General features: G+C 60.2%; 22 protein-coding genes. 15 read left to right on the plus strand and 7 right to left on the minus strand.

All coding sequences use genetic code 11. From position 1 onward, the window contains the following. Nucleotides 1-290 precede the first annotated feature (290 nt). The 3 genes from Q8X51_RS30790 to Q8X51_RS30800 all read right to left on the minus strand — a co-directional run bounded on the left by Q8X51_RS30790 (nucleotide 291) and on the right by Q8X51_RS30800 (nucleotide 2756). Nucleotides 291-1208, minus strand: coding sequence for a FecR domain-containing protein (locus tag Q8X51_RS30790; protein WP_065927774.1), 918 nt, complete (start codon nucleotides 1206-1208; stop codon nucleotides 291-293). Continuing rightward, nucleotides 1205-1723: a sigma-70 family RNA polymerase sigma factor gene (locus Q8X51_RS30795; protein WP_027607930.1), complete on the minus strand. Its 519-nt coding sequence runs from the start codon at nucleotides 1721-1723 to the stop codon at nucleotides 1205-1207. Before Q8X51_RS30795 ends, Q8X51_RS30790 begins: the two co-directional genes overlap by 4 nt. A 91-nt stretch (nucleotides 1724-1814) precedes the next feature. Continuing rightward, complete coding sequence (locus Q8X51_RS30800) at nucleotides 1815-2756, minus strand: LysR family transcriptional regulator (protein ID WP_092489217.1); 942 nt, start codon at nucleotides 2754-2756, stop codon at nucleotides 1815-1817. 116 nt (nucleotides 2757-2872) lie between these two features. Between Q8X51_RS30800 and Q8X51_RS30805 the strand changes: the two genes are divergently transcribed. The 9 genes from Q8X51_RS30805 to Q8X51_RS30845 all read left to right on the plus strand — a co-directional run bounded on the left by Q8X51_RS30805 (nucleotide 2873) and on the right by Q8X51_RS30845 (nucleotide 12300). Beyond that, on the plus strand, nucleotides 2873-4168 hold the full coding sequence (locus tag Q8X51_RS30805; RefSeq protein ID WP_407694869.1) for an MFS transporter: 1296 nt from the start codon (nucleotides 2873-2875) through the stop codon (nucleotides 4166-4168). Nucleotides 4169-4184: 16 nt separating this feature from the next. Then, nucleotides 4185-5369, plus strand: a complete 1185-nt coding sequence (rhmD, locus tag Q8X51_RS30810) for an L-rhamnonate dehydratase (RefSeq protein ID WP_092489219.1) — start codon at nucleotides 4185-4187, stop codon at nucleotides 5367-5369. Between the two features lie 10 nt (nucleotides 5370-5379). After that, nucleotides 5380-6180, plus strand: coding sequence for an aldolase/citrate lyase family protein (locus tag Q8X51_RS30815; protein ID WP_092489220.1), 801 nt, complete (start codon nucleotides 5380-5382; stop codon nucleotides 6178-6180). Nucleotides 6181-6190: 10 nt separating this feature from the next. Beyond that, nucleotides 6191-7624 (plus strand): aldehyde dehydrogenase, encoded by a 1434-nt coding sequence (gene aldA, locus Q8X51_RS30820; RefSeq protein WP_315871898.1) that lies wholly within the window; start codon nucleotides 6191-6193, stop codon nucleotides 7622-7624. A gap of 69 nt (nucleotides 7625-7693) precedes the next feature. Then, nucleotides 7694-8575 (plus strand): amidohydrolase family protein, encoded by an 882-nt coding sequence (locus Q8X51_RS30825; protein WP_407694870.1) that lies wholly within the window; start codon nucleotides 7694-7696, stop codon nucleotides 8573-8575. Next, complete coding sequence (gene rhaM / locus Q8X51_RS30830; RefSeq protein WP_175539084.1) at nucleotides 8575-8895, plus strand: L-rhamnose mutarotase; 321 nt, start codon at nucleotides 8575-8577, stop codon at nucleotides 8893-8895. The genes Q8X51_RS30825 and rhaM overlap by 1 nt, the downstream gene beginning before the upstream one ends. A 40-nt stretch (nucleotides 8896-8935) precedes the next feature. Further along, complete coding sequence (rhaT, locus tag Q8X51_RS30835; protein ID WP_090404933.1) at nucleotides 8936-9994, plus strand: L-rhamnose/proton symporter RhaT; 1059 nt, start codon at nucleotides 8936-8938, stop codon at nucleotides 9992-9994. Between the two features lie 28 nt (nucleotides 9995-10022). Further along, nucleotides 10023-10793: an SDR family NAD(P)-dependent oxidoreductase gene (locus Q8X51_RS30840; RefSeq protein WP_315871896.1), complete on the plus strand. Its 771-nt coding sequence runs from the start codon at nucleotides 10023-10025 to the stop codon at nucleotides 10791-10793. Between the two features lie 184 nt (nucleotides 10794-10977). Continuing rightward, nucleotides 10978-12300: a carbohydrate porin gene (locus Q8X51_RS30845; protein WP_315871895.1), complete on the plus strand. Its 1323-nt coding sequence runs from the start codon at nucleotides 10978-10980 to the stop codon at nucleotides 12298-12300. Here the strand turns inward: Q8X51_RS30845 and Q8X51_RS30850 are convergent. Continuing rightward, the gene (locus Q8X51_RS30850; RefSeq protein WP_407694871.1) at nucleotides 12297-12911 is read right to left on the minus strand and encodes an LpxA family transferase; all 615 of its coding nucleotides are present in this window, start codon (nucleotides 12909-12911) and stop codon (nucleotides 12297-12299) included. The genes Q8X51_RS30845 and Q8X51_RS30850 overlap by 4 nt on opposite strands. Before the next feature lie 90 nt (nucleotides 12912-13001). Beyond that, complete coding sequence (locus Q8X51_RS30855) at nucleotides 13002-14447, minus strand: mechanosensitive ion channel domain-containing protein (RefSeq protein ID WP_065927776.1); 1446 nt, start codon at nucleotides 14445-14447, stop codon at nucleotides 13002-13004. Nucleotides 14448-14784: 337 nt separating this feature from the next. Between Q8X51_RS30855 and proC the strand changes: the two genes are divergently transcribed. The 4 genes from proC to solA all read left to right on the plus strand — a co-directional run bounded on the left by proC (nucleotide 14785) and on the right by solA (nucleotide 18518). Continuing rightward, on the plus strand, nucleotides 14785-15591 hold the full coding sequence (gene proC, locus Q8X51_RS30860) for a pyrroline-5-carboxylate reductase (RefSeq protein WP_407694872.1): 807 nt from the start codon (nucleotides 14785-14787) through the stop codon (nucleotides 15589-15591). Between the two features lie 2 nt (nucleotides 15592-15593). Further along, nucleotides 15594-16451 carry a methyltransferase gene (locus Q8X51_RS30865; protein ID WP_315871891.1) on the plus strand — a complete coding sequence of 286 codons (858 nt, stop codon included), beginning with the start codon at nucleotides 15594-15596 and terminating at the stop codon, nucleotides 16449-16451. A 6-nt stretch (nucleotides 16452-16457) separates the two neighbouring features. Further along, entirely contained in the window at nucleotides 16458-17282 is an 825-nt protein-coding gene (locus Q8X51_RS30870) for an EamA family transporter (RefSeq protein WP_315871890.1), read from the plus strand. Nucleotides 17283-17366: 84 nt separating this feature from the next. Continuing rightward, a complete protein-coding gene (gene solA / locus Q8X51_RS30875; RefSeq protein WP_407694873.1) occupies nucleotides 17367-18518 on the plus strand; it encodes an N-methyl-L-tryptophan oxidase in 1152 nt (383 codons plus the stop codon). Between the two features lie 218 nt (nucleotides 18519-18736). Here solA and Q8X51_RS30880 read toward each other — a convergent pair whose 3' ends face one another. After that, nucleotides 18737-19603, minus strand: a complete 867-nt coding sequence (locus Q8X51_RS30880) for a pirin family protein (protein ID WP_407694874.1) — start codon at nucleotides 19601-19603, stop codon at nucleotides 18737-18739. Between the two features lie 179 nt (nucleotides 19604-19782). On the opposite strand from Q8X51_RS30880, the gene Q8X51_RS30885 reads away from it, so the two are divergent. After that, the gene (locus Q8X51_RS30885; protein WP_407694875.1) at nucleotides 19783-20526 is read left to right on the plus strand and encodes a response regulator; all 744 of its coding nucleotides are present in this window, start codon (nucleotides 19783-19785) and stop codon (nucleotides 20524-20526) included. Nucleotides 20527-20546: 20 nt separating this feature from the next. Next, nucleotides 20547-21866 (plus strand): ATP-binding protein, encoded by a 1320-nt coding sequence (locus Q8X51_RS30890; RefSeq protein ID WP_065947524.1) that lies wholly within the window; start codon nucleotides 20547-20549, stop codon nucleotides 21864-21866. On the opposite strand, the gene Q8X51_RS30895 is transcribed toward Q8X51_RS30890, so the two are convergent. Then, complete coding sequence (locus tag Q8X51_RS30895) at nucleotides 21863-23803, minus strand: TonB-dependent receptor domain-containing protein (protein WP_065927779.1); 1941 nt, start codon at nucleotides 23801-23803, stop codon at nucleotides 21863-21865. The genes Q8X51_RS30890 and Q8X51_RS30895 overlap by 4 nt on opposite strands. Nucleotides 23804-23825: the final 22 nt, after the last annotated feature.

The following is a 23825-nucleotide window of genomic DNA, read 5'->3' on the forward strand; positions in this document are numbered from 1 at the left end:
GATTGGGGCTGCTTCGCAGCCCAGCGCGGGGCAAGCCCGCTCACCACAATAAGCTTGCGCAGGCTCACCCGATAACCCCTTCGAGATTGCACCTCCACGCCCCACGTGATCTGAGGACTACTCCTAACCTGTGGCTAGCGGGCTTGCCCCGCGTTGGGCTGCGAAGCAGACCCAAAACCAGGCGCTGCGGTTTACCTGACAGAACACAGGGAGCCTGATTGGGGCTGCTTCGCAGCCCAGCGCGGGGCAAGCCCGCTCACCACAGCAAGCAGGCTGGCCACAAACCCGCATCATGCCGCCTTGCGCAGGCTCACCCAATAACGGGTCCGAGATTGCATCTCCAACCCCAGGGTCGAGGCCAGCAGGCTGAGGATGCGGTCGGTGTCATCCAGGCGAAAACTGCCGGTCACCCGCAGCGTTTCCAGGCTGGGATCCCAACGCAATACGCCCGGACGATAGCGTTCCAGCTCGCGCAGAAAATCCCCCAGCAACTGGTTCTGTGCGGTCAACACGCCGTCGCGCCAGCCTAATTGCAGCACATCGAAGGGCACTGAGGCGCCAAGCCCGGCGGCTTTCAACGGCGCTTGCTGGCCCCCCTGCAATGTCGCCAGGTTTGCGCGCAAATCACGCACCTGCACCGCGCCCTTGAGCACCGACACCAGGCAGCCGGAAGGCAGTTGCCGCACGCACACCTCGGCCTGGCTGACGAGCAATTGGCCGTAGCGGGTTTGCACCGTCATCGCCGCCTTACCCGGAACGTTCAGCGCCAGCTCACCGTCGACCAGGGTGATGCGCCGTTGTGCCAGGTCCACGTCTACGGCTGTAGCGGTATTGAGTTGCAGGCTGCCCCCTTCGGCCAACGGCAGGCGTTTGCGTTCGCCGGTAGCGGTGTGCAAATCGGCACGCCAGGCTTCGATGGGCAACTGGCGGCTGATCAGCCAGGCCGCCGGCACCAGCGCCGCCACCCCCAGGGCGCGCTTGAGCACGGCACGTCGCCCCGGTTGCGGGCGGTCGAGGCTGGCCATGGCGAGCGCCTGGGGCAAATCGCTGAAACGCTGGCGCAGGGTTTGGGCTCTTTGCCAGGTCTGTTCATGCTGGGGATGGCTGTCGCGCCAGTGCTGCAAGGCGGCGTGATCGCGCTCGGTGGCCGCGCCGGATTCGAGCAGCGCCAGCCACTGGGCGGCGGCGCGCGCGACGTCGCGGCTCACAGCTCCACCAGCAGGCAATGCTCGTAGGCCTGGGCCATGTAGCGCTTCACCGTACGTTCGGACACGTCAAGGCGCTCGGCAATCTCGCGGTAACCCAGGCCTTCCAGCTGGCTCCATAGAAACGCACGGCGCACCAGCACGGGCAAGCCGTCGAGCAATTCATCCAGGGCTTGCAGGGTTTCCAGCACCAGCCAGCGCTGTTCGGGCGACGGCACACAGGTGTCGGGCAAGGTAGCCAGGGCATTCAGATACGCCTGTTCGAGGCTGCGGCGCTGATGGAAATTCACCAGCAGGCGCTTGCCCACTGTCACCAGGTACGCCCGGGGTTCCTGCATCTGCGCAATCGGCTGCGCACTGGCAAGCACCCGCAGGAACGTATCCTGGCTCAGGTCGGCCGCATCCCAGGCATTGCCCAGGCGCCGCCGCAGCCAGCTTTCCAGCCAACTGCGATGGTCACGGTACAAGCTCGATAGCGTCAGTTCAGGAGCGTGCGTGGGGACAACAGCATCATTCATGGCAACAACCTGCACGGCGCGATTGAGTCTCAAATGAGATTCATTCTATTTAATATCGTGCCGGGACACCATGATCTTTTCAACTTCGCGTTTACAGCATCGCCGCCTTCTGCCGCAGCAGGTCAATAAACAAGCCCAATTCGCGGCTCACCCCCTCGCCCTTGCGCAACAAGATGCCAAACGGCGCCAGCCGCACGTCCAGGGCCACCGGCAGCGCGACCACCAGGCCCATTTTCAGATAATCACGCAAGGCACTTTCCGACAGCACCATCACCGCGTCGGTCAGTTGGATCAACTGCTGCATGGAGTACACCGAGCTGCATTCGATGATATCCGCCGGGCTTGGCAGCGCCAGGTCTTGCAGGGCCTGGTCGAAACCGATACGCGCCGGGCTGGTTTGCGGTTGCAGGATCCACGGCCAGTCGCGCACCAGCTCTGCCAGGGATAGCAGGCCGCGTCGGACCAATGGGTGGCCGGCGTGCACCACCACCAGCAGACGCTCGTTGCCCAGGGGTTCGAAGCTGTAGTGCTCGCTGTCGGTGGCGGCGTTGCGCCGGGAGATGGCCAGGTCGATGCGCCCCTGCTCCAGCAGTTGGATCACCTGGTCGCTGGTGTCGCCCATGATGCGGATACGCAGTTGCGGGTTGAGCGCCTTGATCTGCGCAATGCAGTCCATCACCAGGTCCGGCGCGGCGCCCATGATGGTGCCGATAGACAAGTAGCCATACCCGCCCTGCTGGCGCGCCATCAGGTCTTCGGCGCAACGGTCGAGACCGCTCAGTGCCGATTCGGCAAAATTGATCAGTTGCTGGCCGAGTGCCGTAGGACGCATCCCCCGTGGCAGGCGCTCGAACAGGTCACAGCCGAACATGTCCTCGATCTCGCGCAGCATGCGCGTGGCCGCCGGTTGCGACATGTTCAGGGCCTGGGAGGCGCGGTGCAGGTTCTGGCTGGAACTCAGCGCCACCAGCATATGCAAGTGCTTGTAGCGCAGGCGGTTGAACAGGCTGGGGGAGATCGTGGAACTACGCATTTTTTTCCTTATTATCGATACCCTGAGGTTATCGGTTGTAAGCGAGATTCGATTTGTAGCGCATTGCTCGGCCGCCGTACAGTCCGGTCCATAAGAACAAAACAACGGACCTCCTCATGAAAACCCTGCCCGCGCACCTGCTCGCCAAGATTTCCTGGCGGCTGCTGCCCTTCCTGCTGTTGATGTACATCATGGCGTTTCTCGACCGCGCCAACGTCGGGTTCGCCAAGCAAGCCTTCCAGGCCGACACCGGTTTGAGCGATGCCGCCTTTGCCTTTGGCGCTGGTGTGTTTTTCGTCGGCTACGCGCTGCTGGAAGTGCCGAGCAACCTGATCCTGCACCGTGTCGGCGCCCGTCTGTGGATGTGCCGGATCATGGTCAGTTGGGGCCTGATTTCGGCGGCGATGGTGTTCGCCCATGACGAAACCAGCTTCTACGTACTGCGCTTCCTGCTGGGCGTGGCCGAAGCCGGGTTCTTCCCCGGCGTGATCCTGTACCTCACCTACTGGTTCCCCCAGGCCGTGCGCGGCAAGGCCATGGGCTTCTTTTACTTTGGCGCGCCCCTGGCCTTTATCTTCGGCAGCCCATTGTCCGGTTTGCTCTTGGAGATGGATGGCTTCGGTGGGATTCACGGCTGGCAGTGGCTGTTCGCCGTGGAAGGTTTGATGGCCAGCGCGGTAGGCATCTGGGCCTACTGGTACCTGGACAATCGCCCCGCCGACGCCAAGTGGCTGAGCGTGGACGAGCGCCAGCAAATCCAGAGCCTGCTCGACCTGGAAGACCAACACAAAACCTCCCATGGCCGCAGCCTGCTGACCGTGTTGTGCCAACCCTCGGTGCTGTACCTGTGCCTGGTGTACCTGCTGATCCAGGCCAGTGTGTATGGCGTGGTGTTTTACCTGCCCACCCAGGTGGGCGGCCTGCTCGGCACCAAGGTCGGCTTGATGGTCGGGCTGGTTTCGGCGGTTCCCTGGGTCTGCGCGCTGTTCGCTGCCTGGTGGATCCCCGGTTATTCCGACCGCACCGGCGAACGCCGCCGCACCGCCTGCCTGGCGTTATTGATGGCGGCCGCCGGCATCGCCTGCTCGGTGACCTTCGCCAACCCACTGCTGGGCATGCTCGCGCTGTGCTTTGCCGCCTCGGGTTTTATCGCGGTGCAGCCGGTGTTCTGGACCTTCCCCTCCAGCTACCTGGCCGGCAGCGCCGCCGCAGCCGGCATTGCGTTGATCAATTCCTTCGGTGCCCTCGGCGGCTTTATCGCCCCTGTGATCAAGCAGTGGGCCGAAGGCGCCTTCGATTCCCCGGCGGCCGGTTTGTACTTGCTGTCCGCCACCACGGTACTCGCTGCATTGCTGGTACTGGGCATCCATTCACCCGGCCGCACCGCGTCGAACACGCCGGCCACTGTTTAATTCCAGGAGTCATACCATGGGTCATCTCACCATCAAACACGTGCGCGCCTTTGTCCTGCGAGGCGGCGGCGCCGATTACCACGACCAGGGCGACGGCCATTGGATTGACGACCATATCTGCACGCCCATGAGCAAATACCCGGAGTATCGCCAGAGCCGCCGCAGCTTCGGCATCAACGTGCTCGGCACCCTGGTGGTGGAAATCGAAGCCAGCGACGGCACCGTCGGTTTTGCGGTGACTACCGGCGGCGAACCGGCGGCGTATATCGTCGAAAAACACCTGGCACGCTTTATCGAAGGCGCACGTGTCACGGACCTCGAGAAGATCTGGGACCAGATGTACCAGTCAACCCTCTACTACGGTCGCAAGGGTTTGGTGATCAACACCATTTCCGGGGTTGACCTCGCGCTGTGGGACCTGCTCGGCAAGATCCGCCAGGAGCCGGTGCACCAGTTGCTCGGCGGCGCGGTGCGTGACGAGTTGCAGTTCTACGCCACCGGCGCGCGCCCGGACCTGGCGCAGAAGATGGGTTTTATCGGCGGCAAGATGCCCCTGCACCACGGGCCCAGCGAAGGCGAAGAAGGCCTGCGCAAAAACCTCGAAGCCCTGGCGACCATGCGCGAACGGGTCGGCCCGGAGTTCTGGTTGATGCTCGATTGCTGGATGAGCCTGGATGTGAACTACGCCACCAAACTGGCGATAGGCGCCCATGAACACGGGCTCAAGTGGATCGAGGAAGCGCTGTCTCCCGACGACTACTGGGGCTACGCCGCCCTGCGCAACAACGTGCCAAAAGGCATGTTGGTGACCACCGGCGAACATGAAGCCACGCGCTGGGGCTTCCGCATGCTCCTGGAAATGGGCTGCTGCGACATTATCCAGCCGGATGTCGGTTGGTGCGGCGGCCTCACCGAGCTGGTGAAAATCTCCGCCCTGGCCGATGCCCACAACGCAATGGTCGTGCCCCACGGCTCGTCGGTGTACAGCTACCACTTTGTTGCCACCCGCCATAACAGCCCGTTCGCCGAATTTCTGATGATGGCACCCAAGGCCGATGAAGTGGTGCCGATGTTCCACCCGCAACTGCTCGGCGAGCCGGTCCCGGTGAATGGCCGCATGCGCTTGTCGGTGCTCGACAAGCCCGGTTTCGGCGTAGACCTGAACCCGGATTGCCAGTTGCACCGTCCGTACAATCGCTGAGGAAAACGCCATGAATATGCCCCGTAATGGTTTCAAGGCCGCCCTGGCCAAGGACGCCACCCAATATGGCATCTGGGCCGGTTTTGCCACCGGCTACGCCGCCGAGATCGTCGCCGGCCTCGGCTACGACTGGATGCTGATCGACGGCGAACACGCGCCCAATACCGTGCCCAGCGTGCTCAACCAATTGCAGACCGTGGCCCCGTACGCCACCGCACCGGTGGTGCGTGCGGTCAACAGTGACGCCAGCCTGATCAAGCAACTGCTCGACGTCGGCGCCCAGACCCTGATGATCCCCATGGTGGAAACCGCCGAACAGGCCCAGGCCCTGGTGCGTGCCATGCGCTATCCGCCCCATGGCATTCGCGGCGTCGGTGGGGGCCTGACCCGCGCCACCCGTTGGGATGGCGTGGCCAACTACCTCAATACCGCCCATGAAGAGCTGTGCCTGATCGTGCAAGTGGAGTCGCGCCTGGGCGTGGAAAACGTCGCGGCGATTGCTGCCGTGGAAGGCGTGGATGCGGTGTTTATCGGCCCCGCCGACCTGTCCATCGGACTCGGCCACGCCGGCAACCCCGGCCACCCCGAAGTGCAGGAGCGCATCAAGCATGCGGTGGAGGCCACCCTCGCCGCCGGCAAGGCCAGCGGCATCCTGGCGCCCAACGAAGACGACGCACGCCGCTACCAGGCCTGGGGTTGCCGCTTTATCGCGGTGGCCATCGACATCAGCCTGCTGCGCCAGAGCGCCCTGGCCACCCTGGCCCGCTACCGCCCTGCGGCTGAAACGAACGCGCCATCGCGCACTTACTGAGGAGCTGCCCATGTCATCCGTTCCCGTGTACCAGAACTTTATCAACGGCCGCTTTACCCCAAGCCAGGCGCACATCGATGTGCTCAACCCGGCGACCGGGGTCTTGTTGTCCAAGGTCCCGGCGTCCACCGCCGACGACGTCGACCAGGCCCTCGCCGCGGCCCGCAGTGCGCAAAAAGACTGGGCGCGCAAACCCGCGATCGAACGCGCCGGGCACCTGCGCCGCATCGCCGCCAAGCTGCGGGAAAACGTCGCCCACCTGGCCCGCACCATTACCCTGGAGCAAGGCAAGGTCAGCGGCCTGGCCGAGGTCGAAGTGAACTTCACCGCCGACTACCTCGACTACATGGCCGAATGGGCGCGGCGCATCGAAGGCGAGATCATCACCAGCGACCGCCCCAACGAAAACATCTTCCTGTTCCGCAAACCGTTGGGCGTGGTGGCCGGGATCCTGCCGTGGAACTTCCCGTTCTTCCTGATCGCCCGCAAGCTGGCCCCGGCGCTGCTCACCGGCAACACCATCGTGATCAAGCCCAGCGAAGAAACCCCGAACAACTGCTTTGAATTCGCCAAACTGGTGGCCCAGACCGACTTGCCCGCCGGCGTGTTCAATGTGGTGTGCGGCGATGGCCAGGTCGGCGGTGCTCTGACTGCCCACAAGGGCGTGGACATGATCAGCTTCACCGGCAGCGTCGCCACCGGTTCACGCATCATGGCCGCCGCCGCGCCGAACATCACCAAGCTCAACCTGGAGCTGGGCGGCAAGGCGCCGGCCATCGTGCTGGCAGATGCCGACCTGGACCTGGCGGTCAAAGCCATCCGTGATTCGCGCATCATCAACACCGGCCAGGTGTGCAACTGCGCCGAGCGCGTGTACGTGGAGCGCAAGGTTGCCGACCCATTCATCGAGCGTATCAGCGCGGCCATGTCCGCGACCCGCTACGGCGATCCGCTGGCCATGGCCGATGCGGAAATGGGTCCGTTGATCAATCGCCAGGGCCTGGACAGCGTCAACCGCAAAGTGCGCACCGCCCTGAGCCAGGGCGCCACGTTGGTCAGCGGCGGGCAGATCGCCGACCTGGGTGCCGGCTTTCACTTCCAGCCGACGGTATTGGCCGGGTGCCGGGCCGATATGGAGATCATGCGCGAAGAGATCTTCGGCCCGGTGCTGCCGATCCAGATTGTCGACGACCTCGACGAAGCCATCGCCCTGGCCAATGACTGCGACTACGGCCTGACCTCGTCGATCTACACCCGCGACCTCGGCAAGGCCATGCACGCGGTGCGCGAGATCGACTTCGGCGAAACCTACGTCAACCGCGAAAACTTCGAAGCCATGCAAGGCTTCCATGCCGGCGTGCGCAAATCCGGGATCGGCGGCGCCGACGGTAAGCACGGCCTCTACGAGTACACCCATACCCATGCGGTGTACCTGCAGAGCTGAGGTGGTGAAACGGGTCGGCGCGCGGTAGCGTGCGGGCCTTTCCTGACAAAATCCCACAAGGATTGCGCGATGCCCCTGACGCCTTATAGCGGCCCCATCATCGACAGCCACCTGCACCTGTTCGACCCACGTCGCCCTCAGGGCATCCCGTGGCCCGAGCCGGGCAATCGGCTGTACGCCGCCCATTTACCTGCCGACTACTGGGCCCTGGCCGGCCCACACAATGTGATCGGCGCAATTGCCGTGGAAGCCAGCCCGTGGCGCGACGACAACCGCTGGCTGCTGCACACCCTACGCCGCGAGCCGCGCATGCTCGGTTTTGTCGGCAACCTGGACCCGCTGCACGCCGACTTCGCCACCGACCTCGAGGCCGTGGCGGATGAGCCGCTGTTCCTCGGCCTGCGCTACGGCAACCTGTGGGACCGCGACCTGCTGCACGACCAGACCCGCCCGGGGTTTATCGACGGCCTGCGCCAACTCGCCGCCACCGGCCGCAGCCTGGACAGCGCCAACCCGAACCCGCGCCTGCTCAAGGGCCTGCTGCAGCTGAGCGAGGCATTGCCGCAGCTGCGCATCATCGTCGACCACCTGCCCAACGCCCAGGTACCCCTGGGTGAGGAGGCGGCGTACCACGCCGACCTGCTGCGCTTGGCCGAGCGCCCGAATGTGTTCGCCAAGCTGGCGGAAATTCCCCAGGTCGGGGCGCTGGGCTTGATCACCGACACTGCGTTCTACCACGACCGCCTGGCCGTGCTGTGGGAGGCCTTTGGCGAAGAGCGCTGCTTCTTCGGCAGCGACTGGCCCAACAGCGATCACCTGGCGGATTTCGCCACCACCCTGGGGCTCGTCAAATGCTGCATGGCCGACAAACCTGAAACCGTGCAGGCCAAGTTTTTCCTGCATAACGCCGTGCGTATCTACTCGCCTACGCCCCCCCATGGAGCGCTGTGATGCAGACCCGCGCTTTTCGCATGCACCTCAATCCGGGCCAGGCCGATGAATATCGCCGGCGTCACGACGAGATCTGGCCGGAACTGGCCCAAGCCCTGCTCGACGCGGGCGTGGTGGATTACCGGATTTTCCTCGATGAGCCGGCCAATGCGCTGTTCGCCGTGCTCACCCACGAAGACGCCCACGGCCTGGATGAACTGCCCCGCACCGCACTGATGCAACGCTGGTGGCGCCATATGCAGGACATCATGCCCAGCCATGGAGACGGCTCGCCGGTCAGTGTCGACCTGCTGCCGATGTTCCAGCTGAGCCGCCCTTGAATTAACCGACCCACAACAACAATAAAAAGGATTCGACCACGTGGAAATCATTCTCCTCGGTGTGATTCTGCACTTTATCGGCGGCTTCGCTTCCGGCAGTTTCTACATCCCCTACAAGAAGGTGCGCGGCTGGGCCTGGGAAAGCTACTGGATCACCGGCGGCCTGGTGTCCTGGCTGATCGTGCCGCTGATCGCCGCCCAACTGACGGTGCCAGGCTGGGTGGAAATCCTGCGCAATGCCGACACCGGCACCCTGCTCTGGACCTACCTGTTCGGTGTGTTGTGGGGCATCGGCGGCCTGACCTTCGGCCTGACCATGCGTTACCTGGGCCTGTCCTTGGGCATGTCGCTGATCATGGGCCTCACCTCGGCCCTCGGCGCCTTGATGCCGGCGCTGTACCGCGACCTGTTCACCCAGGACACCGAAGGTACCCTGACCTCGATGCTGGCCTCACAAGGCGGGCATTGGGTGCTCTGGGGCGTGGCGGTATCGCTGATCGGCATCGCGGTGTGCGGCAAGGCCGGGCTGATCAAGGAACGGGAAGTGTCCGCAGCGGTGAAGTTCGCCAGCGTCAGCGAATTCGCCCTGGGCAAGGGCATGCTGGTGGCGGTGATTTCCGGCGTGCTGAGTGCCTGTTTCAGCTACGGCATTTCCGCCGGTCGCCCACTGGCGGCGGCAGCGGTGGAACATGGCGCCAACAGCCTGTTCCAGAACAACGTGACCTTCATGGTGATCATGTGGGGCGGCCTGACCACCAACGGCATCTGGTGCCTGTGGCTGAACTGGCGCAACCGCACCTTCCATAACTACACCGACCGCAGCACCCCGCTGCTGGGCAACTACCTGTTGGTGGCCATTGCCGGCACGCTGTGGTTCCTGCAGTTCTTTTTCTACGGCATGGGCGAAAGCCGCCTGCAGAACGACGCCAGTTCCTGGGTGCTGCACATGTCATTCATCATCATCGTGTCCAACTGCTGGGGCCTGTATTTCCGCGAATGGCACGGCACCAGCGCGGCCAACAAGGGCGTGCTGGTGGCGGGCATTGCGGTGATCCTCGGCGCTATCGCCATGGTCGGCTACGGCAATTACCTCGGCTGACGCCGCTTGATTTTCTAGGAGTATTTTTATGTTGCTTGCAGACAAAACCGTGATCATCACCGGCGCCTCCCGTGGCATCGGCCGCGCCGCCGCCCGTGAGTGTGCCCGCCAGGGTGCCCGCGTGGTGATCGGCCACAGCGGCAGCGGCCAAGGCACCGAGGCTGCGCATTCATTGATCGAAGAGATCAAGGCCTTTGGCGGCCACGCCATCGAAGTGGGCGGCGATGCGGCCAACCCGGACACCGGCGACACGCTGGTGGCCGGCGCAGTGCAGGCCTTCGGCAGCGTCGACGTGTTCGTCAACAATGCCGGCATCTGCCCCTTCCACTCGTTCCTCGACATGCCCCGCGAGGTCTACCTGAAAACCGTCAACACCAACCTCAACGGCGCCTACTTCGCCGTGCAGGCGGCGGCCAACCAGATGAAAAACCAGGGCCGTGGCGGCGCGATCATCGCCGTCAGTTCCATCAGTGCGCTGGTGGGCGGCGGCATGCAAACCCACTACACGCCGACCAAGGCCGGCCTGCATTCGTTGATGCAATCCTGCGCGATTGCCTTGGGCCCGTATGGGATCCGCTGCAACTCGGTGCTGCCGGGCACCATCGCCACCGACATCAACAAGGAAGACCTGGCCGACGAAGAAAAACTCGCCTACATGACCTCGCGCACGCCCCTGGGCCGCCTGGGCGAGCCGGACGATGTGGCCGGGCCGATCGTGTTCCTCGCCTCGGACATGGCGCGCTATGTGACCGGTGCGTCGTTGCTCGTCGATGGCGGCCTCTACGTAAACCTGCAGTAACCCCGCGCCCTAACAAACACCACACTTCCACTGTGGGAGGGGGCTTACCCCGATAGCGCAGTGTCAGTCGGTACATTAGTGACTGATACACCGCCATCGGGGCAAGCCCTCTCCCACAAGGGATCTCTGTGTGCCTGAAGTTTGTGTTGTACCTAATAAAAACAACAATTCCAGGAGTACTTCCATGCGCACCACCCTCCCCCTGGCCCTGCTCTGCAGCGCCATGTCCACCTGTGCCTTCAGTGCGGGCCTGCTCGACCCCAACTCCCCGGCCATGCTCGGCGATTGGAACGGCCTGCGCCCGCAACTGGCCGAACAAGGCTACGACTTCACCCTCAAGTATGTCGGCGAAGTCGGTGCCAACCTCAGCGGCGGCTACAACTCGCACACCACCGCGCGCTGGAGCGACCAGTTGATCCTGGGCGTCAACATGGACCTGCAAAAACTCCTCGGTTGGCAGGATGCGACCTTTCGCATCGGCATCGGTGAGCGCCATGGCAAGGACATCACCAACGACCGCGTGCACCAGCCCAACGCCACCGGCCTGACCTCCACCATGGAAGTCTTCGGCGGCGGCAATGCCTGGCGGCTCTCGCAGTTCTGGTACGAGCAGAAGTTCTTCGAGCGCAAGTTTGCCCTGAAACTGGGGCGCTTCGGCCATGGCGAAGACTTCGACCAGTTCCCCTGCGAGTTCCAGAACGTCACCCTGTGCGGTTCCCAGGAGGGCAACTGGAACGGCGTGTGGAACAGCTTTCCGATCAGCCAGTGGGCGGTGCGGGCCAAGTACCAGTTCACCGATGAGTTCGCCATGCAGGTCGGCGCCTACGACAAGAACCCCGGCAACGCCGAAGCCAGCAATGGTTTCAAGCCGTTTATCAGCGGTTCCCAGGGCACCAGCTTCCCCATCGAGGCCATCTGGAAAGGCCAGCTCGCCGGGCTGAATTCCGAGTACCACGCCGGTTACTACTACGCCAACGCCGACACCAAGGACATGCTCAAGGACGCCGACGGCAACTACGCCGCCAGCTCACGAAAGCCCTACCGGATGTATTCCAGCAACAGCGGCTGGTGGCTGTCGGGCCAGCAGCAATTAACCACGGTCGACGGCAACGCCAGGCGCGGGCTCAACGTGTTCGCGAACCTGACGGTGAATGACCCGGACAAAAGCGTGATCAAGCACCTGATCCAGGTCGGCCTGATCTACCGTGGCCCCTTCGATTCACGCCCGGACGACACCTTCGGCCTCGGCGCATCGAAGTTGCAGGTCAGCGACCGCTATACCCGCAATACGCAGATGCTCAACGGCGCCAATGGCGTGACCGACATCGATGACCCGCTGTACGTGCCCGAGCAGCGCCGCGAGTACAGCTACGAGATCAACTATGGCGTGCAGGCGACGAAATGGCTGATGGTGCGGCCTAACCTGCAATACGTGAAATACCCCGGCGGGCTTACGCAAACCACGGGCGCAGTGGTCGGCGGCGTGCAATTTATCGCCGACTTCTAGCCGTTCTCTGCATCAAACACCTGTCCGCGTCCCACGACGCTGGCAGGTGCCAGAACCGCCCCCGGCGCCAATACCGCATTAGCGCCAACCCGGCATTGATCCCCCAGCAACGCGCCAAACTTGTCGCAACCGCAGCGCTGCAATACCCCGTCGACCCGCACCAGCACTTCCTTGTCGTCCCGCTCGTTGCGGTAGTTGGCGACGATACTTCCCGCCTCGAGGTTGACCCCATGGCCCAGCACTGAATCACCGACAAAGTTGAAGTGGGCCAGCTTGCTGCCACTGAACATGAAGGTGGTTTTCAGTTCGGCGCCGGGGCCGATGATGCAGTGCTCATCCACCCAGCAACCACCGCGCAGCAGCGAGCCGCTGGCGATAAAGCAATGGGCGCCGATGATCAGGGGCGGCTTGAGCAAGGCACCGGGTTCGACGATGGCGGTACGGTGGATGGCGACTTCGTCCTTCACGCTGTACTCGTCGACCGGCAGTTCGGCGAGCATCTGGCGAACAACGGCCGGCGCCTGGGCGACCAGGGCCCAGGGCGCCAGGCCGGCCCACGGGGCCAGGGGGGATTGAGCAAGGTTGGCGATGTAGTCGGTGAGTCGAATCAAGGTCGAGCCCTCACGTGGTCAGAGACAGTCAAGAAAACCCACATTGGCGATCATTCGACCTCGAGTACAGGACTTCCAGGCCCTCGCCTCTCACAGACCGCGCTTGCGCAGCCACTGCAAAAAGCCCTTCTTCACCGGCACCACCGGCGCGTCCTGGGTCAGGACCTGGGCGGCATGCAGGCGGAATTCCAAGAGTGCCTTCATCGCCTCGCTAATGTCGCGGCGCGCGTCCAGGCACGGTTTCAGGTATTCGTTCTCGATGCGGTACAGCGTGCAGAACGTCTTGGCGGAAAAGTCCGCCAGCACGGCCTGGTCGGACAGGATCCCGGCCTCGCCAATCACTTCTCCCGGCCCCATGCGCCCGGCTTCGAATACATGGCCGCCCTTGGTCAACATCACCGAGACCACGCCGGACTCGACGATAAACAAATGATCACTGACCTCCCCCGCCGGCAGGATCATCTCGCCGGCGCGGTAGGTGTGCAGGGTCATGTTCTGGCTGAAGGTGTCTTTCTCTTCCTGGCGCAGGGTGGAGAAAATCGATGAACGCTCCAGCAACGCCCGCGCGGCGGACATGGCCGGCGGCGCGCTGCTTTCGGTGGCGGACAGCACAGCCACGCCCGCCGCTTGCAGGTGCCGGAACGCCAGGTCATAGAGCTGGTTGCGCACCTCGCGCTTGAGGGCCATGGCTGGCACGAAGCCGCTGATTTCATACTCCACGCCGCCACTGGCAGAGGTCTTGAACGCCACGCTCGGCGCAGGCTTGGCCAACAGTGGCCGACACCCCTGCATCGCACGCTCCAGCGCCTCGATCACGGTTTGCGGGCGCGCATGGGGGCTGACCTGCAGGCTGACCGCCAGGCCGAACATATCCGCCGGGCGCGAAAAGTTGATGATCTTGGCCTTGGCCGCCAGGGAGTTGGGAATCACCGCCAGGCTGCCCTGGGAGGTTTGCAGGCGCGTGGCGCGCCAGTCGATGTCGGTGACCCGCCCTTCGGTACCGTCGATGGAGATCCAGTCGTCGATCTGATAAGGCTTGGTGGTGTTGAGCACGATCCCGGAAAACACATCGCTCAGGGTACTTTGCAACGCCAGGCCGACGATGATCGCCACCGCACCGGAGGTGGCCAGCACTCCCTTGACCGGCAGGTCGAGCACGTAGGCCATGGCGGCGATGATCGCGATGAGGAAAATCACCGCGCCCATCAGGTCCTGCAACAATCGCCCGGTGTGACCCACCCGCTGCATCATCACCGCGCCCAGCAACACCGTCAGCGTGCGCGCCGCAAACAGCCACCAGCCGATCTGCAAGGCCGTGGCGGCCAGGTGCAAGGCGGTACTGTCGGCATAGGGCGCAAGTTGCATGGGGTTCATGCCGTCGTTGAACAGCACGGCACTGAACACGGCAAAAATCGCCAACCGCGCAGCCAGCTTCCAATTGGCCAGGTCGGCAGAGATCAGGCGCCACACGGCGATGTCGATAAAGATCAGCGCCACGGCGCACAACATCGGGTGATCAGCGATAAATGAGGGCATCCAGGCGACTCCAGGGCGAATGACGGGAAGATCGCATGAAATAGAGGTTGCGGGTATAGCGCAGAAAAAATATTCGGGCAATGGCACAGTGATTCGAAAACCACACAGACAGGAGAGCTTTAACTGAGGGGTATAAGCATATACAACTTCCTTCAGATAATTCTGAAGAAGCGTCTAAACACATTACAAGCATCACGAACAATTCAAACCACTCAATCTAAACACGCTCATGACCCAACACCACAAGAAATGTACTACATGTCTTTGGGACGTGATTGCTTTGAAAATAACCAAATTTAGTACGAGGCTGCAAGCGAAAGCCAACAGGAAATTAATTATGACCATCGCAAAAGACATTTCAATTATTGGGGCGGGCCATATGGGGTATGCAATCGCTACTGGTTTAATACAATCATCTCCAAACATATCGATAGCAGCTATTGACCTTGATCATGCCCACGACAAAGAAATGGAAGATGCGGGCATCCATGTAATAAACAGCTTACCAGAGCATTCAGCTTCGAAAATCATGATTCTGGCCATCCCACCCCAAGCATTTATAAAATTCGCAAAAATCAATTCGCAGATTAAGCATCATGCCGGAATAACAGTTTCAGTCATGGCAGGAATCAATCTATCTGATCTCGTAGGCCATCTAAAAACCTCCCAAGTCTGCCGAGCCATTCCAAATCTTCCTTGCGCCGTCAACGAAGGCATGAGTGTATTAATGTACGCACCTCGAACCACGCAGAAAAACAAGCGAGTCGTTAACGAACTATTCTCGAAACTCGGTAGTTTTCTCATCGTGGAAGAGGAAAAGCTCATAGACGATGCAACAGCGTTGGTAGGCGGAGGTCCCGCCTACGTTGCTTACTTTGCACAAGCTCTTATTGAGTACGCTTTGATGGCAGGTTTCGACAAACCTGACGCTTATTCCATGGTTGCGCAAACTCTGCGAGGATCCTCAGCGCTTCTGGAGTCGTATAAAGAGTCGCCAGCAAAAATTTGTGAAAACGTCATGACGCCAAATGGAACAACAGAAAAAGCAATAAGCTTTTTCAAGGAGAAAAAGGTACAAGCAATCATTATGGACGGGCTGAAATACGCCTGTGCACGCTCAAGAGAACTTGGACGGAGACCTTAGGTATGCTGGGATTAATTGATCATGGCTCGGCAGGTAATTTTCACGTTGAAAATAACTGTAAGAAATGTCTTGATGAGCCCTATAAAACTTATTTTGGCTTAGGGCAAAGCGTGAGCCTGACTCAGGCTCCTGACGTATTTAAAGTGAGCCGTGCAGGCATAAAACTAGGAAATCACCTAGTACAATCATTAAATCCAAAAAATCTCAATAGCAGCTTTTTGGATATTGGCACAGGAAGTGGAGTCCTTGCGCTATTGATGCGCAAGCTCGGTGGCAATGATATTACAGCTACAGATATCTGCGAAAAATCCATTGCACAGGCAAAAATCAACGAACATCTCAACTTCAAACAACCGACCATTTCCTTTTTTGTGAGTGATTTATTTGATGGTCTTTCGGAACAACGATTCCAAACTATCGTTTTTAATCCTCCTGGTTGGCGAACACCCTCTCGATCACTGATTCAGCGACTGGAAACCCTAGGTCGGACAGGCCAGTTGCCCATACGTAGTATGTTCTACGGTGATGAGGTTATAAGCCGCTTTCTTGATGAGTTACCAAAATATCTTAACCCCACAGGGGTAGCAATTGTCGGGTTAAACTCGCTGGTAGGAATACGCGACATTTTGGAAAGGTACAACCAAAAATATAGCAACACCCCTCCATTAACCTATAAGTTAATTGAGCGACATACGCTCCCACTTATTCATTATTCAACGCACTGGAAAGCACTAGAGGAACACTTAAAATTAGAGTTTAAAAAGTGGGAGGCTTTGGATTTAGCCACATACTCCACCGGTAAAAATGGCGATATTTACTGGTCATATGAAATTATCGAATTTTCTCATCACCAGAAATAACCGATCATGAACGCATATAAAACATCTAGATCAACGCACGCGCTTTCCATATTTTTATGTGGACTGGCAAACTTTCTTCTGGGGATCTCATCCCTTTACTGGAGAGGACTCAGCGATATTTCACCCACAACATTGATCGCCTATCGAATCACACTATCCGCTGCCATCCTCACTCTTTTCGTCGGTTTGTTTCGTAAAAAAAGAAACATAAAAAAACTCACTATAAAATTAGTTCTTCTACATTGCATTGCTTCGTTACTCATCGCAGTAAATTGGGGAGCTTTCATCTGGGCCTCCATTCACGGGCTTTTTTTAGAAAGTGGCCTTGGCTATCTGTTAGCTCCTTTCTTTTCTATTGCCTTAGGGATAACACTTTACCACGAATCAATCACTTTTAAAAAAGCCCTCTCCGCACTAATCGCATTCAGCCTTATAATCGCGCTAATCATATTCTCCAACAACCTAAACCATTTGACTTACATTATAATTTCCACAACATGGGGGCTTTACACCTACATCAAAAAACTCACCCCCTTAGACATGGTAAGCGGACTGCTTGTAGAAACCATATTCTTAACTGCATGCCTAACAATAGCTACTCTAGCATTCAGCCTTCCAGTTATGTATCCCAGCGAGTTTTTCACCCACTCAAACAAGCTAATCTGGCTCGCGGGCGGAGTATCCATAGTTCCTTTATTAATGCTATCTTACTCAACAGGAAAAATACCGCTATCCCTAACTGGCCTCCTACAATTCATACTGCCCGCCACGCTTATTTTAGTTTCAATACTCACACACACTCAAAAAACATCAGACGCACCACTAGAATAACCATTTATAACAATGAGCGATTTTAATCGCCCTCATAACTTACAAAACAACAAGCACCCAAAATTCTAAAAACAGGCCTCACAAATGAACAGAAGCTATGATGTTATCGTTATCGGCCTTGGAATTATGGGGGCCGCTGCTTTGTGGAGAGTCGCATCAAAATGTACCAGATCATTAGGAATCGACGCATCCGGCCCCAACCATTGCCACGGGTCCTCCCATGGAGCGTCGAGAATATTTCGCCGGGCGTACTGGGAGGGCGAAAAATATCTTCAACTACTTAATCACGCTGATTTGCTGTGGAAAGAACTGGAGCACGTGACTCAAAGACACCTGCTTTTTCGCACGGGAGGAGTTTTCATCGGAGATAAATCCAGCCGTATAGTGTCCGGAAGCATTGAAACCGCGAAAAAGGGAAAAATTGAGCATGAGGTATGGATCGCTTCAGATGCTAGAAAGCATTTGCCAGCATTCAACATACAGGATGAGATGGTAGTTGTTTACGAGCCTGGTGCATATGCAATTTCGGCCAGCGAGGCGAGACTGGCAATGCTGAACGATGCCGTTCTACATGGCGCTTTCACTGAATTCGGCAACAATGTCGTAAAACTCGAAAAAGATGGCACTGGCGTGCGTGTAACGACCAAAAGTGGATGTATTTATTTTGCTGGCTCGGTAATAGTCACAACAGGACCGTGGATCACTACCAACCTTATGCCGGAGCTCACTAGGTTCCTAGAGCCACGTCGATTACCAATTTATTGGTTCAAACCAAAAGCAGGCTGCGAAACTCCGTTTTCTCAAGAACAATTTCCCATTTTTCTTTACGAGAGGCAGGATGGCGGACTTCTCTACGGAGTTCCCTCAATAATTAGTAATGAACCCGGCGTAAAAATCGGCTTTCACAATAGGCAGCAAAGTCCCTCGCTCCCCGACTGGGAAAATGTTCCCGTACAACATAGATATATAACGGAAATCCCCCCAATCATAGAGTCCATATTCCCTAAACTTGAAGGCATCCCGACACAAGCAAAAAACTGTTTCTATACAATGAGTCGCGATGAATCTTTTTTGATAGGAAAATCTAAAACACTTGAGTCAACCTATTTCGCTTCTGCGTGCTCAGGACACGGATTTAAATTTGCGCCGGCTATTGGGGATGCCTTGGCTAATATGGCCATTGGTCAACAAGCAAGCTTTTCGCTATCAGCTTTTTCAGTCGATCGATTTAACTGAAGTCGCCTAATCTTTAAAGATTAGGGCATCCAGGCGACTCCAGGGCGAATGACGGGAAGATCGCATGAAATGCCGTTCCAGGGTATAGCGAAAAAAAGTGGGAGGAGGCTTGCCTCCGATAGCAGAGTGTCAGGTTGAACATCTGTACCTGATCCACCGCCATCGGGGGCAAGTCGAATCGTCGCACCGCCCCTCCCACATTGGCCTTGTGGCCGACCTTAATCCTGCATCCGCCCGAAACGACCCGATTGGAAATCCGCAAACGCCTGGTGAATCTCCTGCTCGGTATTCATCACAAACGGTCCATGCCCAACGATAGGCTCGTCAATCGGTTCGCCGCTGAGCAGCAGGACCTTGGCGTCGTCGTTGGCCTCCAGGATGAGTTGGCGGCCATCGCGTTCGAACAACGCCAGTTGGCCTTGGCGTGCGACGTCTTCGCCATTGACCAGCACCGTGCCGCGCAGGATCACCAGGGCAGTGTTGCGCCCGGCGTGCAGGTCGAGGGTGACGGGCTTGCCGGCGTTGAGGCGCAGGTCCCACACATCGATCGGCGTGAAGGTGCGCGCCGGTCCCTGGGTGCCGGCGAATTCACCGGCGATCAGGCGCAGGTGGCCGGCGTCGTTGGCCAGGGGCAGCACGGGGATATCGCCGTCGACGATGGTCTGGTAGCCCGCGTCGGCCATTTTGTCCTTGGCGGGCAGGTTGACCCACAGTTGCACCATCTCCAACGCACCGCCGCTGCGGGCGAAGGCGGCGGAGTGGAACTCCTCGTGGAGGATGCCCTTGGCGGCGGTCATCCATTGCACATCGCCCGGGCCGATTTTGCCGCCGGCGCCGGTGGAATCGCGGTGTTCGACTTCGCCATCGTAGACGATGGTCACGGTTTCAAAACCGCGATGGGGGTGCTGGCCGACGCCGCGACGCTGGTCTGTCGGGTTGAAATCGGCCGGCCCGGCGTGGTCCAGGAGCAGGAATGGACTGATGTGCTTGCCCATCGAGTCGTAGGAAAACAGCGTACGCACGGGAAAGCCGTCGCCGACCCAATGGGCGCGAGGGCTGGTGTAGATGCCGATGAGTTTTTTCATGGTAGTCCTCCAAAGTGCATACACCTTAAAACTCGCAGCAATTCGGCGCTAGACGGTAAAAATAACCTTGATCGTCCTACCGGCAGGACGATCTACGACTGCAGCCTCACAAAAACAGCGTTAATGATAATGACTCGTAGTAATATCCGCCCTCTCCCGCTCAACCCTCGAGGGCTGCAATGCCGTTTGCCCCTGCGCCTGCCGCACCGCGCGTACTGGTGGTGGATGACCACCGCAAGATTCGTGAACCCTTGGCCACGTACCTGCGACGTTACACCTTTGAGGTGCGCACCGCTGAAGACGCGGCCGGCATGTGGCAATTGCTCAAGACCCAGGCGTTCGATGTGGTGGTGCTCGACGTGCTGCTGCCGGATGGCGATGGCTTTGAGTTGTGCAACCAGTTGCATCGGCGCAGCAACACCCCGGTGATCCTGCTGACCGCCCGCGACACTGCCGCCGACCGCATACGCGGCCTGGACCTGGGTGCCGACGATTACGTCACCAAGCCGTTCGAGCCCCGGGAGCTGGTGGCGCGTATCAACAGCGTGCTGCGCCGTCAGGGCCGCGCGACCGGCCCCACCGCGCCCGGCACTGGCGCACGGGCCTATGATTTTGCCGGCTGGCAATTCAGTGTGACCAGCGCCACCTTGCGCCGCGACGGCAGCCCGGCCATCCAGCTCAGCACTGCCGAAAGCCGGCTGTTGCAAGTGTTCCTCGCCCACCCCAACACCCTGTTGCCCCGCGAACGCTTGATCGACCTCACCGCCGCCGCCGACAGCGATGTCAGCGACCGCGCCATCGACCGGCAAGTCAGCCGCCTGCGCCGCAAGCTGGCCCAGGGCGATGCCACCCCGGAACTGTTACGCACCATCTGGGGCGGCGGTTATCTATTGGCCGCCGAGGTCAGCGAATGCACGCCCTGAACCGGCTGTGGCCGCGGACCCTGGCACGGCAGTTGAGCCTGTTGTTGCTGCTGGCACTGCTGGCGTCGAACGCCATTGCGATGTTGTTCCTGCAGCGCACCGGCAGCCTGATCCACCCGCTGTCGCGCAGTTTCAGCCTGGAACGCCTGGGGATTGCCCATCACACGGCAATCGACCTGACCTCGAGTGAAACCGCGCACCTGCTGGCCGGCATGAGCACCGACGACACGCGCTTCTGGATCGGCCCCACGCCGGAGGTGGCGCCGTTTGCGCAACGCCCGGAAGAACAGCGCCTGGCCAACGAGCTGCGCCGCCAATTACAGCTGGATAACGCCGCCGCCATCGGCATGCAGTTGGAACGCATCAGCGGCGCCGACGCCCGCACCCATGTGTTCAGCCCCGCCGGCTGGGCGCCGTTGCGCCTGCGCAGCAGCGTGCCGCTGCCCAACGGTACCTACCTGAATGCCGTGCAATACCCCGCCGGCGCCTATGAATGGGGTCGCGTCCTGGCCTACAGCCTGCCGGTGACGACCCTGCCGGTGCTGCTGATCGTGATGTTTTTCATTGCCCGCGTGGTGCGCCCGATCAAGACCCTGGCCAAGGCCACCGAGCGCGTCAGCCGCGGTGAATGGATCGCCCCGCTGCCGGAAACCGGCCCACAGGAAGCCCGCGACCTCACTGCCGCCTTCAACACCATGCAGGCCAACCTCGCACGGCATGTCGAAGGCCGCACGCGGATGCTCGCAGCGGTCAGCCATGACTTGAATACGCCGATCACCGAACTGCGCCTGCAAGTGGAATTGCTGGAGCCCGGCGCAGCCCGCGATGACATGCTCGAAAGCCTCGCGGAATTGAGTGCCATGGTGCGTGAAACCCTGAATTTCGTGCGCGATGACACGGTGCAGGAACCTACCGCTACGACTTCATTGAACGACCTGCTGGATGACCTGGCCAAGCGTTACCAACGCCTTCAGCAGCCCGTCACCTGGGCCGGCGCACCGCCCTTGCTGCTGACCTGCCGCCCGCTGGCGCTCAAACGTGCACTGACCAACCTGATTGACAACGCCCTGCGCCATGCCGGCGATGCCGACCTGAGCCTGGTTCGCGAGGACAACGGCTGGCTGCGCATCGAGATTCTCGACCACGGCCAAGGTCTACCCGAGGCGTGGTTGAGCAAAGTCTTCGAGCCCTTCGTACAACGGGGTGTCAGTGACGGCGGCGTGGGGCTGGGCCTGGCGATTGCACGGTCGTGCATCCAGGCCCATGGCGGTGAACTGGTCTTGGAGAATCGCCCACCGGCCGGCCTGTGCGCGGTGGTGCGATTGCCCACCGCGCTCTAGAAGTTGAGCGTGGCGCCCATCCACAGGGTGCGGCCGTAGTTCACCGTGCCATAGGTTTCATCGTCCAGGCGCTTGTCGGTGAGGTTGTTCAGGGAGGCGTTGAGGGTCAACGAATCGCTCACGTCATAGGAGCCGCCCAGGTCGGCGGTGGTGTAGCCCGGCGCCGGTTCGTCGGTGGTGATGGTGTTGCCGGTTTCCTCGCCGTAGTAGCTCAGCGAAGCCCAGGCCTGGGTGCGATCGTTAATGGTCCACTCGGTACGCACATTGGCTTTTTGCTCAGGGGTGAGGGCCAGGGGCGCGCCTTTGTTGGCGCCGCTTTTCTGCTCGGAGTCAGTGTAGGTGTAGTTGGCTTTGAGCAGCACGCTGGGGTTGATGTCCCATTGGCCGTTGAGCTCAACGCCCTGGATGATCGCCTTGTCGACGTTGACCCGCTCCATGATGGTGTAGCCGTTCCAGCGCCGGTCGGTGGTGACGGTGGAAAGCTTGTCCTGGAAGTCGTTGTAGAACAGCGTCACGCCGCCGGACAGGTTGTCGCGGTTGCTCCACAGCGCCGAGACTTCATAGTTGGTGCTGGTCTCGGGCTTGAGGTCCGGGTTGCCGAACATCACGAAGCGGTTGCGGCGCAGGTAGGCGTAATCCTCGACGACCGCACGCAGCTCGGGGGCCTTAAAGCCACGTGCAACACCGCCCTTGAACGTCCACTGCTCGGTGGCGCGCCACACCCCGTAGACCCGCGGGCTGAGGTGGGCGCCGTACTCTTCGTGCTCATCCAGGCGCAGGCCGGTGGTCAGGGCGAAGCTGTCGGTCATCGACCACTCGTTTTCCGCGAACAGGGCTTTTTGCACCACCGAGAATTTATAGTCGACGCGGTCACCGAGGCCCTGGTTCCAGTCGGTGAGCTCGCTTTTATTCCATTGCACGCCCACGGTGCTGACGTTATGGGCGGTGGGCACCACCAGCTTGGCGTCAAACACGCTGTTCTTGATCTCGGGTTTGCGCCCGTAGATGTCAGTCTGCGCCGGTGTCGCCTTGCCTTCACGGCTGGAGGTTTCCTGGGACAAGGCAATGTCCGAGGTGGCCCAGCCCCAGCGGCCCTGGTGGGACAGCGACCAGTGATCGCGGTTGTTTTCCTGTTCGCGGGTGGCCCAGTTGGCGCTCATGCCGTCGCCATTCTTCAAGCGCGTGGCGCCGGCTTCCAGCAGGATGTCGTGGTCGATAGTGGGGGTGAAGGCCAGGCGCGCGGTGAGGTCGCGGTGGTCAGCCTTGCTGAAGCCATTGGTCTGCTCGATGTCGTCATCGGCCTGGCGATCCAGGTAGCGGCCCCACACCTGCAAACCGAGGAAATCTTCCTTGAGCGGACCACTGAGGTAGAACTGGGTCTGGCGTGCATTACCCTGGTCGCTGTGCTGACGCGCCGAGTAGTCATACCCGATGGAGCCGCCCCAGGTCGGTGAGACCTTGCGCGTAATCACGTTGATCACCCCGCCGATGGCATCCGAGCCGTACAGTGACGACATCGGCCCGCGCACCACTTCAATCCGCTCGATGGCCGCGGCGGGTGGCACAAAGCTCTGTTCGTAGCCACTGTTGCCGTTGACCCGCGATTCCCGCGCACTCTGGCGCTTGCCGTCGACCATGATCAGGGTGTAGTCGGCCGGCATGCCCCGGATGGAGATGTCGGTTTCATTCGCACCGCCGTTGACGGTCACGCCTTCCACATCTTTAACCGCGTCGCCGAGGTCGCGGTAGGACTTGCGACGCAGCGCCTCGCCATCGATCACGGTGACCGAGGCCGGTGCGTCTTCCGCACTTTGCGCAAAACCGGATGCAGTCACCACTACATCATTGAGTTCCAGTGCAACAGGCTCATCGGCGTGGGCATGAAGACTGGCGGCAACCAGCAGGGCCAGGGGCGAGAAACGAAAAGCAGGCAGCATGGGCGAAGACCTTCGGATTAGA

It is taken from the genome of Pseudomonas sp. Yb2C2 (assembly GCF_052112325.1).
In the GTDB taxonomy this organism is placed as follows: Bacteria; Pseudomonadota; Gammaproteobacteria; order Pseudomonadales; family Pseudomonadaceae; genus Aquipseudomonas; species Aquipseudomonas marginalis.